Origin of the sequence: Rhizobium sp. WYCCWR10014 (assembly GCF_001657485.1) — a bacterium.
Classification (GTDB): Bacteria; Pseudomonadota; Alphaproteobacteria; order Rhizobiales; family Rhizobiaceae; genus Rhizobium.
Map to the genome: position 1 here is coordinate 448,916 of NZ_LXFU01000029.1, position 12,530 is coordinate 461,445.

The 12,530-nt window shown below is 61.5% G+C and carries 9 protein-coding genes and 1 pseudogene; 9 read left to right on the top strand and 1 reads right to left on the bottom strand.

Going from position 1 to position 12,530, the window contains the following annotated elements:
- The first annotated feature begins 15 nt into the window (after window positions 1-15).
- The 9 genes and pseudogenes from A6U98_RS10800 (at window position 16) to A6U98_RS10840 (ending at window position 10,311) form a co-directional block, all read left to right on the top strand.
- The gene (locus tag A6U98_RS10800; protein WP_064649784.1) at window positions 16-786 is read left to right on the top strand and encodes an SDR family oxidoreductase; all 771 of its coding nucleotides are present in this window, start codon (window positions 16-18) and stop codon (window positions 784-786) included.
- Between the two features lie 104 nt (window positions 787-890).
- Window positions 891-1,232 (top strand): metalloregulator ArsR/SmtB family transcription factor, encoded by a 342-nt coding sequence (locus tag A6U98_RS10805; RefSeq protein ID WP_064649761.1) that lies wholly within the window; start codon window positions 891-893, stop codon window positions 1,230-1,232.
- Window positions 1,233-1,423: 191 nt separating this feature from the next.
- A complete protein-coding gene (locus A6U98_RS10810; protein WP_003543441.1) occupies window positions 1,424-2,317 on the top strand; it encodes a LysR family transcriptional regulator in 894 nt (297 codons plus the stop codon).
- Window positions 2,318-2,452: 135 nt separating this feature from the next.
- Entirely contained in the window at window positions 2,453-2,932 is a 480-nt protein-coding gene (locus A6U98_RS10815; RefSeq protein WP_064649762.1) for a formate dehydrogenase subunit gamma, read from the top strand.
- Window positions 2,929-4,485 carry an NADH-quinone oxidoreductase subunit NuoF gene (locus tag A6U98_RS10820; RefSeq protein ID WP_064649763.1) on the top strand — a complete coding sequence of 519 codons (1,557 nt, stop codon included), beginning with the start codon at window positions 2,929-2,931 and terminating at the stop codon, window positions 4,483-4,485. Before A6U98_RS10815 ends, A6U98_RS10820 begins: the two co-directional genes overlap by 4 nt.
- A gap of 57 nt (window positions 4,486-4,542) precedes the next feature.
- Window positions 4,543-7,422 carry a formate dehydrogenase subunit alpha gene (fdhF, locus tag A6U98_RS10825; protein WP_064649764.1) on the top strand — a complete coding sequence of 960 codons (2,880 nt, stop codon included), beginning with the start codon at window positions 4,543-4,545 and terminating at the stop codon, window positions 7,420-7,422.
- A gap of 37 nt (window positions 7,423-7,459) precedes the next feature.
- Window positions 7,460-8,284: a formate dehydrogenase accessory sulfurtransferase FdhD gene (fdhD, locus tag A6U98_RS10830; RefSeq protein WP_064649765.1), complete on the top strand. Its 825-nt coding sequence runs from the start codon at window positions 7,460-7,462 to the stop codon at window positions 8,282-8,284.
- Window positions 8,274-8,510 (top strand): formate dehydrogenase subunit delta, encoded by a 237-nt coding sequence (locus A6U98_RS10835; RefSeq protein WP_018448151.1) that lies wholly within the window; start codon window positions 8,274-8,276, stop codon window positions 8,508-8,510. The genes fdhD and A6U98_RS10835 overlap by 11 nt, the downstream gene beginning before the upstream one ends.
- Window positions 8,511-8,653: 143 nt before the next feature.
- A pseudogene (locus A6U98_RS10840) lies at window positions 8,654-10,311 on the top strand (OFA family MFS transporter).
- 118 nt (window positions 10,312-10,429) lie between these two features.
- Here the strand turns inward: A6U98_RS10840 and A6U98_RS10845 are convergent.
- Window positions 10,430-12,190, bottom strand: a complete 1,761-nt coding sequence (locus tag A6U98_RS10845; protein ID WP_064649766.1) for a PAS domain-containing methyl-accepting chemotaxis protein — start codon at window positions 12,188-12,190, stop codon at window positions 10,430-10,432.
- Between the last annotated feature and the right edge of the window lie 340 nt (window positions 12,191-12,530).

The window sequence follows — 12,530 nt, forward strand, 5'->3', positions numbered from 1 at the left end:
GAGGAGGACGGCTTCGTGTTCCATCCCAGACTGTTCGAAAATCGCAATGTCGTCGTAACCGGCGCCGGTCGTGGCATCGGCCTCGAAGTGGCCCGGCAGTTCCTGGACTGCGGCGCGAAGGTGATCGTCCATACCGGGCGCAAGCCGGGACGCGACCTGCCGGATTTCCTGTTGACGGCTGAATCCGAAAGACGGGCGCTGCTGCTTAATGCCGATTTCTCCGCAATCGGTGGGGCAGCGCAATTTGCAGAGGATGCTCTCGCCTTCTTCGATAAGGTCGATGTGCTCGTCAACAATGCCGGCACCATGCTTGGCCGTTTTCCGGCTGCCACGCTCACCGACGCAGAATATGAGGCGGTCGTGCGGCTCAATCAGACGTCGGTGGTGGCGCTGACGCGGGCGCTGCTGCCGGCATTGAAGGCGGCTGGTGGCGCTGCCATCGTCAACACGGTTTCGATTTCGGCGCTGACCGGCGGCAGCCCCGGCTCCTCGATCTATTCGGCCTCGAAAGCCTTCGTTGCGACTTATTCCAAGGCGCTTGCCCGTGAGCTTGCGCCGGACGGAATCCGCGTCAATTGCGTGTCGCCAGGAACGATCGAGACGGATTTCCATGAGCGCTATTCTTCCCGCGAAAAGCTGGAGCAGACGAGAAAATCCATCCCCCTGCAGCGGCTCGGCACGGCGGAGGATTGTGCGCCCGCCTACCTGTTCCTGGCCGCTTCCGCCCTCTCGGGCTACATCACCGGACAGGTGATCGAGATCAATGGCGGTCAGCTTATCTGCTGATTTGTTTGGACCTTTTTTGGCATTTCATCACTTTTGACCAATTCGCTTGTGCGAATATGCTATTGTGCTGATCTAGCACATTGCCTTCCCTTCCGAGATATCGAATGCCGTTGCCCAAACCCGAGCCGGGGATGTCCGGCCAGGAATTGCACGAGCTCGCTGGAAAAGCCCATGAAGCGAGCGATCTGCTGAAAGCGCTAGCGCACCCGACCCGACTTCTGATCCTCTGCATACTTGCGAACGAGGAGCGGACGGTGGGTGAAATCGAAAATATCCTCGGCATACAGCAGGCAATGGTCTCGCAGCAGCTGGCGCGTTTAAGGCTCGAAGGCCTGGTCCATACGCGCCGTCAGGGCAGGCTGGTCTATTACAGCATCGGCAATGTCAGCGTGCTTGCCTTCCTCGAATCGCTGTTCGATCTTTTTCCGGCTGCAGAAAACAGTTAGAGCATGATGCCGAAAAGTGTGCGCGGTTTTCGGACGACATCATGCTCTATTTCTTTGATTTAGATCAGGATTCAGATTTTAGGCCGATCGGGCCTAAAATCATCCTGATCTAGAGATCGCCCTTGCGGAGCACGGCTGCTGCGTCAAAGATGAACTGACCCGGATGATGTCACGCCGGATCGGGAGACCGGATGATCGACAAGCTGGAATTCTTCATCGCCCTTGCCAATGAAAAGCATTTTGGCCGCGCCGCGGAGGAGTGCGGGATCTCGCAGCCGACGCTTTCGGCCGCCATCCGGCAACTCGAGGATCAGCTCGGCGTCATGCTGGTGCAGCGCGGTTCGCGGTTCCAGGGGCTGACGCCGGAGGGGCAGCGCGTGCTCGAATGGGCCCGGCGCATCGTCGGCGATGCCCGCACCATGCGCGAGGAGATGCGCGCCGCGCGCCGCGGCCTTTCCGGCCACATCCGCCTCGCCGCCATTCCGACCGCCCTCGCCATGCTGTCGCGCATCACCACGCCCTTTCAGGAGCGGCATCCCGGCGTGACCTTCTCGATCGTCTCGCGGAATTCGCTGCAGGTGCTGAGCATGCTCGAAAACCTCGAAATCGATGCCGGCATCACCTATCTCGAAAACGAGCCGCTCGGCCGCGTCACGACCGTTCCCCTTTATGCCGAGCGCTATAATCTGATCACGGCTGCAGGCAGCCCGCTATCCGATCGCGACAACGTGACCTGGCGGGAGATCGGCGATCTTCGGCTTTGTCTATTGACTGCCGACATGCAGAACCGCCGCATCATCAACCGCCACTTGACGGAAGCAGGCGCCACAGCGCATCCGACGCTCGAATCCAATTCGATGATCGTGTTGTTCTCGCATGTCAGGACCGGACGCTGGGCGAGCATCATGCCGCGCAACGTCGCCAAATCCTTTGGATTTCCAGTGGAAATCCGCATGATCCCGATCGTCGAGCCGGAGGCGCATCATCTGGTCGGCCTTGTTGCGCCTTATCGCGAGCCCTTCACGCCGCTTGTCTCGGCCTTGCTGCATGAAGCGAGAGTGCTCGTGCAAGATGAAGAACTTTGATAGAGAAAACCTATCAAGCAACGAGATAGCTTTATTGATCGCCGGCTGCTTCCCTGAAATGGTGGTTGCGGAATAGCACTCGGCCGGGGGAGGCCCGCTATTCCGCAACGAGCAAGCCGCCGGGAGGGCTGCCTTATGACCATTCATATCGCCGAAGGCGATATTGCAGCACGCACCCGAGCGATCGTCGCCGATCTTCGATTTCTCGAAGGGCCGCTGCTTCCCATTCTGCACGAGGTTCAGCAGGAATTCGGCTATGTGCCGCAGGAAGCCATGCCTGTTATCGCGGAGGAATTGAACCTCTCGCGGGCCGAGGTGCATGGCGTGGTGACTTTCTATCACGATTATCGCGACCATCCCGCCGGCCGGCACGTGCTGAAGCTCTGTCGCGCCGAAGCCTGTCAGTCGATGGGCGGCGATGCGCTGGCCGAACGCGTCAAGGCGCTGCTCGGCATTGATTTTCATCAGACGACGCTCGATGGCGGTGTGACGCTGGAGCCGGTCTACTGTCTCGGGCTCTGCGCCTGCGCACCGGCGGTGATGCTTGACGGCGAGCTCTATGGCCGGGTCGACGATCAGACGGCGGCGGAACTCGTCGCGGAGGTACGTCGATGACGGTGAGGATATATGTTCCGCGCGATGCCGCAGCGCTGGCGCTCGGGGCCGAAAAGGTGGCAAAGGCGATTGCCCAGGAGATCGCCGCCCGCGGCTTCGATGCTAAGATCGTGCGCAACGGCTCGCGCGGAATGTTCTGGCTGGAGCCGCTGGTCGAGGTCGAGGTTGCCGGCAAGCGCATCGGCTATGGACCCGCGAATTCCAAGGATGTGGCTGATCTGTTCGATGCCGGGATGATTGATGGAGGCGAGCATCGGCTCTGTCTCGGGGAGGTTGAAGACCTCCCGTTCCTCAAGGAACAGACCCGCCTGACCTTCGCCCGCTGTGGCGTCACCGATCCGCTTTCGCTTGGCGATTACGAGGCGCATGGCGGTCTTGCCGGCCTTCGCCGCGCCGTTTCGATGACATCAGCCGAAATCGTCAAGGAAGTCACCGATTCCGGCCTGCGCGGTCGCGGCGGCGCAGGCTTTCCGACAGGCATCAAGTGGAAGACCGTTCTCGATGCCGCCGGCGAACGCAAATATATCGTCTGCAACGCCGATGAGGGCGACAGCGGCACCTTTGCCGACCGGATGATCATGGAGGGCGATCCCTTCGTGTTGATCGAGGGCATGGCGATATCAGGGCTGGCGACCGGGGCGACCAAAGGCTTCGTCTATACGCGTTCGGAATATCCGCATGCCATCGCTGTCATGACCGAGGCTGTCGGTATCGCGCGCCAGGCCGGCATTCTCGGCCCATCGGTGCTCGGTTCCGGCCGCGCCTTCGATATCGAGGTGCGCACCGGCGCCGGCGCTTATGTCTGCGGCGAGGAGACGGCGCTGCTCAACAGTCTCGAAGGCAAGCGCGGCGTCGTGCGCGCCAAGCCGCCGCTGCCGGCGCATAAGGGGCTGTTTAACTGTCCGACCGTTATCAACAATGTGATCTCGCTGGCTTCAGTGCCCGTCATCATGGAAAAGGGTGCGGCCTTCTATCGCGATTTCGGCATGGGCCGCTCACGCGGCACCATCCCGCTGCAGATTGCCGGCAATGTCAGATATGGCGGCCTGTTTGAGACGGCCTTCGGTCTTTCGCTCGGAGATATCGTCGACAGGATCGGTGGGGGGACGGCGACGGGACGGCCGGTCAAGGCCGTGCAGGTCGGCGGACCGCTCGGCGCCTATTTCCCGCGGGCGCTGTTCGACACGCCGTTCGACTATGAATCCTTCGCCGCCAGGGAGGGGCTGATCGGCCATGCCGGCATCGTCGTCTTCGACGACACGGCCGATATGCTGAAGCAGGCGCGTTTCGCCATGGAATTCTGCGCCGTCGAAAGCTGCGGCAAGTGCACGCCCTGCCGCATCGGCTCGACGCGCGGCGTGGAGACGGCCGACAAGATCGCTCACGGTATCGAGCCGGAGAAGAACCGGGTGCTGCTTGCCGATCTCTGCAACACGATGAAGTTCGGCTCGCTCTGTGCGCTGGGTGGGTTCACGCCCTATCCTGTCATGAGCGCCATGACGCATTTCCCGGAGGATTTTTCGCCGGCACCTCTGGTGGAGGCGGCGGAATGACGCGTTTTTCATGGAACGCCTGCGCTGACCTCACCATCTCAAGCAAGGAGACCCATCATGTCTCTCATCCATGAAATCGACTACGGCACCCCGGCTTCGAAATCCGAGGCCATGGTGAGGCTCACCATCGACGGACAGCAGATCAGCGTGCCGGAGGGCACCTCCATCATGCGCGCCTCGATGGAGGCCGGCATCAAGGTGCCGAAGCTCTGTGCTACCGATATGGTCGATGCTTTCGGCTCCTGCCGGCTCTGCCTCGTCGAGATCGAGGGCCGCAACGGCACGCCCGCTTCCTGCACGACGCCGGTGGCGGCAAACATGGTGGTGCACACGCAGACGGGGCGATTGAAGGATATCCGCCGCGGCGTGATGGAACTCTATATTTCCGACCATCCGCTCGACTGTCTTACCTGCGCGGCCAACGGCGATTGCGAATTGCAGGACATGGCGGGCGCCGTCGGCCTGCGCGATGTGCGCTACGGCTATGAGGGCGACAATCACGTCAAGGCGCGCAGCAATGGCGACATCAATCTGAAATGGATGCCGAAGGACGAGTCCAATCCCTATTTCACCTATGATCCCTCCAAATGCATCGTCTGTTCGCGCTGCGTGCGCGCCTGCGAGGAAGTACAGGGAACCTTCGCGCTGACGATCGAGGGCCGCGGTTTCGGCTCGCGCGTTTCGCCCGGCATGCACGAACATTTCATCGATTCCGAATGTGTCTCCTGCGGCGCCTGCGTCCAGGCCTGCCCGACGGCGACGCTGACGGAGAAGTCGGTGATCCAGATCGGCCAGCCGGAGCATTCGGCCGTGACCACCTGCGCCTATTGCGGCGTCGGCTGTTCTTTCAAGGCGGAAATGCGCGGCGAGGAACTGGTGCGCATGGTGCCCTGGAAGGACGGTCAGGCCAATCGCGGCCATTCCTGCGTCAAGGGCCGCTTCGCCTATGGCTACTCCACCCACAAGGACCGCATCCTCAATCCGATGATCCGCGAAAAGGTCAGCGATCCCTGGCGGGAAGTGAGCTGGGATGAAGCCTTCGCGCATGTCGCGATGGAGTTCCGCCGCATCCAGTATCAATACGGTCGCGAGGCGATTGGCGGCATCACCTCGTCGCGCTGCACCAATGAGGAAACTTATCTGGTGCAGAAGCTGATCCGCGCCGGTTTCGGCAACAACAATGTAGATACCTGCGCCCGCGTCTGCCATTCGCCGACGGGTTACGGCCTCGGCCAGACCTTCGGCACGTCGGCGGGCACGCAGGATTTCGACAGCGTCGAGCATTCCGACGTCGTCATCGTCATCGGCGCCAATCCGACCGACGGACATCCGGTGTTCGGCTCGCGGCTGAAGAAGCGGCTGCGCCAGGGCGCCAAGCTCATCGTCATCGACCCGCGCCGCACCGATATCGTCCGCTCGCCGCATATCGAGGCCTCCTTTCACCTGCCGCTGAAGCCCGGCACCAATGTCGCGGTCATGACGGCGCTGGCGCATGTGATCGTCACCGAAGGGCTCTTTGACGAGGCGTTCATCCGCGAGCGCTGCGACTGGTCTGAGTTCGAGGATTGGGCGGCCTTCGTCGCCGAGCCGCAGCATAGTCCCGAAGAGACCGAGATCTTCACCGGCGTGCCGGCGGCGGATCTGCGCGGCGCGGCAAGGCTCTATGCCAAGGGCGGCAACGGTGCGATCTATTACGGCCTCGGCGTCACCGAACACAGCCAGGGCTCGACCACGGTCATCGCGATCGCCAACCTGGCGATGGCGACCGGCAATATCGGCCGCCCAGGCGTCGGAGTGAACCCGCTGCGCGGCCAGAACAATGTGCAGGGCTCCTGCGACATGGGCTCGTTCCCGCACGAATTGCCGGGCTACCGGCACATTTCCGACGATGCGACGCGCGATATCTTCGAAAAGCTCTGGGGCGTGAAGCTCAACAACGAGCCGGGCCTGCGTATTCCGAACATGCTGGATGCAGCAGTCGACGGCTCGTTCAAAGGCATCTACATCCAGGGCGAAGACATCCTCCAGTCCGATCCCGATACCAAACATGTCGCGGCCGGGCTTGCGGCGATGGAATGCGTCGTCGTGCAGGATCTGTTCCTCAACGAGACCGCCAATTACGCCCATGTCTTCCTGCCGGGCTCGACCTTCCTCGAGAAGGACGGCACCTTCACCAATGCCGAACGACGCATCAATCGCGTGCGCAAGGTGATGTCGCCGCGCAACGGCTATGGCGACTGGGAAGTGACGCAGAAGCTTGCCCAGGCGATGGCGCTCGACTGGAATTACACCCATCCGTCGGAGATTATGGACGAGATCGCCGCGACGACGCCGAGCTTCGCGATGGTCTCCTACGACTATCTCGATAAAATGGGCTCGGTGCAGTGGCCCTGCAACGAGAAGAACCCGCTCGGCTCGCCGATCATGCATGTCAACGGTTTCGTGCGCGGCAAGGGCAAGTTCATCCGCACCGAATATGTGGCGACCGACGAACGTACCGGCCCCCGCTTCCCGCTGCTGCTGACAACCGGCCGCATCCTCAGCCAGTATAATGTCGGAGCGCAGACGCGGCGGACCGAGAATGTCGTCTGGCATGCGGAAGACCGGCTGGAAATCCATCCACACGATGCCGAGCAGCGCGGCGTTCGCGACGGCGACTGGGTCAAGCTCGGCAGCCGCTCCGGCGACACGACGCTCAGGGCGCTGATCACCGATCGCGTCGCGCCGGGTGTCGTCTATACGACCTTCCATCATCCCACGACGCAGGCGAACGTCATCACCACCGATTTCTCCGACTGGGCGACGAACTGCCCGGAATACAAGGTGACGGCGGTGCAGGTCTCGCCCTCCAACGGGCCGAGCGAATGGCAACTCGAATATGACGAGCAGGCGCGGCAATCGCGCCGCATCGCCGGCAAGCTCGAGGCGGCGGAGTGACGATGCGGGGGCGGCTCTGTAAACAGGAACGCGCATCATGACCTTCACCGTCACCGCCCGTGCTCCCGAAACCGCCCGCCGCAACGGCATTCTCCAGGCCGGTTCGCGCATCGTGCCGGAAGAGGTGCCGATCGCCTTTTCCTATGGCGGCAGTTCGCATGCGGTGATGATGGCAACACCTGCGGATCTCGAGGATTTCGCCGTCGGATTCAGCCTGACCGAAGGGATCCTTGCCGGGCCGGCGGAGATGTCGGGCATCGAGGTCATTGAGGGTGAGCAGGGGATCGATGTGCAGGTGAGCCTGGTCGACGACGTCGCCGATCGGCTGCGGGCACGGCGACGCAGCATGGCGGGACCGGTCGGCTGCGGGCTCTGCGGCATCGAATCGATCGAACAGGCGGTACGGTCGGTGCCTGACGTTTCGACATCGCCGCTGGCGCTGTCGCATGCGGATATCGTCCGCGCCGTTTCGCTTCTGAACGAGGCACAGCCGCTGCATCGTGAGACGCGGGCGGTGCATGGCGCCGGGTTCTATTTTCCCGGCAGGGGGCTGATTGCCGTGCGCGAAGATGTCGGCCGGCACAATGCGCTGGACAAGCTCTGCGGCGCCATCATCCGCGCCAATGAAAGAGGCGGGGACGGCGCCGTCGTCGTCACCAGCCGGCTCTCCGTCGAGATGGTGCAGAAAGCGGCGATCCTCGGCAGCCCGGTGCTCATCGCCATTTCGGCGCCGACGGCTCTCGCCATCCGCACGGCCGAAGAGGCCGGCATGACGCTCGTCGCGCTGGTGCGCGGCGAGGATTTCGAGATCTTCACCCACCCGCACCGCATCTCGCCGGGAAGCATTGCCGATGTCGCATGATACCAAGACCAAGCTCGTCTATATGGCAAACCAGATCGCCACCTTCTTCAAGAGCCAGCCGGAAAGCGAGGCCGCGCAGGGGGTCGCCACCCACATCAACAAATTCTGGGACCCGCGCATGCGGCGGCAATTGTTCGAAATTCTGGAGAATGAGGAGAACGGCCTGGACGCGCTCGTGCTTCAGGCCGTTCCTCTTATCCGAAAGCCGGAGCCGGTAACACACTAAAGCGCGTTCCTCGCGCTTTATATCTTTATTTCAATGCTTTAGTCCAAAAAACGAGGATCGGTCCGTGCGCGAGGGAAGGCAGGAGCAACCTGCCTGCGCAAAAGCTGAAATCAAACCAGATTTTGAATCAAGGAGGAGTTTTCATGACTGCAGCGGAAACACGTACAGACGAGGCGTTGGCGGGGTTAGGCCTGCTCGATCGTGAAAGGATCGTCGCAAGGCCCGGGTTCAATCGGTGGCTGGTGCCGCCGGCCGCGCTCGCCATTCATCTCTGCATCGGCATGGCCTATGGTTTCAGCGTGTTCTGGCTGCCGCTTTCCAAGTCGCTCGGGATCACGGCCTCGACGGCCTGCCCCGAACTGACACTCGCCTCGGCGCTGTTCACCACGACCTGCGACTGGCGCGTTGCCGACCTCGGCTGGATCTATACGTTGTTCTTCGTTCTGCTTGGCTCATCCGCCGCCATCTGGGGCGGCTGGCTCGAGCGGGCCGGTCCGCGCAAGGCGGGCGTCGTTTCCGCCTGCTGCTGGTGCGGCGGCATCATTCTTGCCGCGATCGGCGTCATCACGCATCAGCTCTGGTTGATGTGGCTGGGCGCCGGCGTCATCGGTGGCATCGGTCTCGGCCTCGGTTACATCTCGCCGGTCTCGACGCTGATCAAATGGTTTCCCGACCGGCGCGGGATGGCGACCGGTATGGCGATCATGGGCTTCGGCGGCGGTGCGATGATCGGCGCCCCATTGGCCAACCTGCTGATGAATACCTTCAAGACCGACAGTTCGGTCGGCGTCTGGCAGACCTTCATCGTCATGGCGGTGATCTATTTCGTCTTCATGATAGGCGGCGCCTTCGGCTATCGCATCCCGCCGGCCGGCTGGCGTCCCGAGGGTTGGACGCCGCCTGCAGCCAAGAGCACGATGATCACCACCAAACATGTGCACCTGCGCGATGCCCACAGGACAAAACAGTTCTGGCTGATATGGGCGGTGCTTTGCCTCAACGTTTCGGCCGGTATCGGCGTTATCGGCATGGCCTCGCCAATGCTGCAGGAAATCTTCGCGGGCTCGCTGATCGGTCTGCCTGATGTCGGCTTTGCCCAGCTCGACGCCGGGCAGAAGGCATCGATCGCCACGATCGCAGCCGGTTTCGCCGGCTTGCTGTCGCTCTTCAACATCGGCGGACGGTTCTTCTGGGCGTCGCTGTCCGACAAGATCGGCCGCAAGAATACCTATTATGCTTCTTCGTCCTCGGCATCGTGCTTTATGCGCTGGCGCCCACTTTCGCAGGCATGGGCAACAAGGCGCTGTTCGTTCTCGCCTTCGGCATCATCCTGTCGATGTACGGCGGCGGCTTCGCGACCATCCCGGCCTATCTTGCCGATATTTTCGGTACGCAGTTCGTCGGCGCCATCCACGGCCGGCTGCTGACGGCCTGGGCAACGGCCGGCATCGTCGGCCCCGTCGTCGTCAATTATATCCGCGAAGCGCAGATCGCCGCCGGCGTTGCGCCCGGGCCAACCCTCTATACCGGCACCATGTATATCCTCGCCGGCATGCTGGCGCTCGGGCTCATCGCCAATGCGCTGATCAGGCCGCTTTCGGACAAATGGTTCATGTCGGATGACGAGGTCGCCGCGCTGCAGGCGAAGTCGGCGGCTGTCAATGCCGGGCCGACAGGTTCCTTCGGCATTGGCACAGGTGGTCTGGACGCCAAGGCGATGCTTGCCTGGGCCGTCGTCGGCATTCCGCTGCTGTGGGGTGTCTGGGTGACGCTGAGGGCAACCTTCGCGCTGTTCGGCTAAGCGATCAAAGCGCGTCGCATGGGCATTATGCGATGCGCTTTATCTTGGTATACAGCGCATATGATCAAAGTGCCGCCTGGCGGCGGCACAGTAAATTGACGATGTGCGGAGACTGGGATCAGAGCTCTTCCCAGCTCTGGGCAGTTGCCGCGGCAGTCCCGTGCGCCTTTGCGACACGTGAAACCAGATGCAGCGCCGGTGAGCCCGTCTGTCTTGCCTCATGCCTGCCTGTGGTCTGGATCTGGCCTGGCAGACGGAACCTCGTCAGCAACACACGTAGCGTTTCGGCTTCCCTCGCAAGGCTGTGGCTGGCAGCGGTGCTCTCCTCGACCATGGCGGCATTCTGCTGGGTTGCCTGATCCAGCGTATTGACCGCCTGGTTGATTTCCTTGAGGCCGGTTGCCTGCTCCCTGGAGGCTTCGACGATGGCGACGACGTTGCCGTCGATATCGCCGACCTGGGTGACGATTTCCTCGAGCGCTTTACCGGTTTGGCCGACGAGGCCGACGCCGTTCCTGACATGCTCGCCCGACGTGTTGATCAGTGTCTTGATCTCCTTGGCAGCATTAGCGGAGCGCTGGGCAAGCTCCCTGACCTCCTGGGCCACTACGGCGAAGCCCTTGCCGGCTTCGCCGGCGCGGGCCGCCTCGACGCCGGCATTCAATGCCAGGAGATTGGTCTGGAAGGCGATATCGTCGATGACGCCGATGATGTTGGTGATTTCGCGGGAGGACTGTTCGATCTGGCCCATGGCGGCGACGGCATTGCGGACCACGATACCGGATTGCTCGGCGCCCTGCTTGGTCATGGCGACAAGGCGGCCGGCCTCATCGGCGCGACGGCTGGAATCGTTGACAGTGGTGGTGATCTCTTCCAGCGCGGCTGCGGTTTCTTCGATGGATGCGGCTTGCTGTTCCGTCCGCTTGGAGAAGGAGTCCGCCGATGCGCCAATCTCGCGTGAGCCGGAGGCGATCGCGCTGGCATTCTCGCCGATCGTCTTCATCGTCTCGGCAAGACCTTTGATTGCGGTGTTGAAATCGTGCCGCAATTGTTCCATCGACGGGACGAAGGGCGTGTCCACCGTCCGTGTCAGATCACCTTCTGACAGCTGGCGCAGCGCGCCGCCAAGCAGAGAAATCGCGCTCATGCGCTGGGTGACGTCGGTTGCGAATTTCACGACCTTGTAGACCTTGCCGTCGGCATCGACGATCGGGTTATAGGCAGCCTGGATCCAGATTTCGCGGCCGTCCTTGCCGTAGCGGACAAATTCGTTGGCAATGAATTCGCCATTGGCCAGACGGCGCCAAAAGTTGCCGTAATCCTCGGTGCTGACATAGGCCGGATCGCAGAATATGCTGTGGTGCTTGCCGGTGATCTCGGCCAGGGAGTATCCCATGGCTTTGCAGAAATTCTCATTCGCGGTCAGGATCTCGCCCTTCGGGGTGAATTCGATCGCCGCCTGCGAACGCGAGATCGCCTCCAGCTTGCCGGAATCCTCGACCGCCTGCTTTTTGGCGGCAGTGATGTCGGCCGCGAATTTCACCACTTTGAATGGCTTGCCGCTCTTGAGAACAGGATTGTAGGAAGCCTGGATCCATATCTCTCTGTTGCCCTTGGCGAGACGCTTGTAAGCACCGGCATCATATTCGCCGCGCCCGAGCCGTGCCCAGAAGGCACGATATTCAGGCGTTGCCGTATAGGCCGGCTCGCAGAACATGCTGTGATGCTTGCCGACGATCTCGCTCAGGCGATAACCAAGTGCATTGCAGAAATTCTCGTTCGCCGTGAGGATATTTCCCTTGAGGTCGAATTCGATGATCGCCTGCGATTTGGAAATGGCATTGAGAATATATTTCGAATCGGAAGATAGACCAAACATTCCCGTCCCTCTGAAATGCACAGTTTTCTGCTGCTTCGTCTGGTAAGGCGAAGCCGATCGGACGAGGAATGCCGGTGATGAGAAGGCAGACGGTACTGGCTGTCATTCCCAGATTGGCGGAAAACGTGTCATCCTTGGGTATCCCACGATGACGGAACGTGGTTAATTTCCGGTATAGAAGCTGTTTCTAATCAAGAAGCGCCAAAGCCGATAGTGGCGGCCGAAGCTTACTTATGATGGCGCAACAAAAAACCGCCCGGGTGAACTGACCCCAATAAGTTGGACGGTTTAAAGGCTGGTTAGATTTAAGGGCTGAGTTCTGTATTGCACAGGGCTCAGC

What these genes read in the sequence shown, in the direction of transcription:
- A6U98_RS10805 (WP_064649761.1), top strand. Translation starts at nt 891, where the DNA reads ATGCCGTTGCCCAAACCCGAGCCGGGGATGTCCGGCCAGGAATTGCAC.
- A6U98_RS10810 (WP_003543441.1), top strand. Translation starts at nt 1,424, where the DNA reads ATGATCGACAAGCTGGAATTCTTCATCGCCCTTGCCAATGAAAAGCAT.
- A6U98_RS10815 (WP_064649762.1), top strand. Translation starts at nt 2,453, where the DNA reads ATGACCATTCATATCGCCGAAGGCGATATTGCAGCACGCACCCGAGCG.
- A6U98_RS10820 (WP_064649763.1), top strand. Translation starts at nt 2,929, where the DNA reads ATGACGGTGAGGATATATGTTCCGCGCGATGCCGCAGCGCTGGCGCTC.
- fdhF (WP_064649764.1), top strand. Translation starts at nt 4,543, where the DNA reads ATGTCTCTCATCCATGAAATCGACTACGGCACCCCGGCTTCGAAATCC.
- fdhD (WP_064649765.1), top strand. Translation starts at nt 7,460, where the DNA reads ATGACCTTCACCGTCACCGCCCGTGCTCCCGAAACCGCCCGCCGCAAC.
- A6U98_RS10835 (WP_018448151.1), top strand. Translation starts at nt 8,274, where the DNA reads ATGTCGCATGATACCAAGACCAAGCTCGTCTATATGGCAAACCAGATC.
- A6U98_RS10845 (WP_064649766.1), bottom strand. Translation starts at nt 12,190, where the DNA reads ATGTTTGGTCTATCTTCCGATTCGAAATATATTCTCAATGCCATTTCC.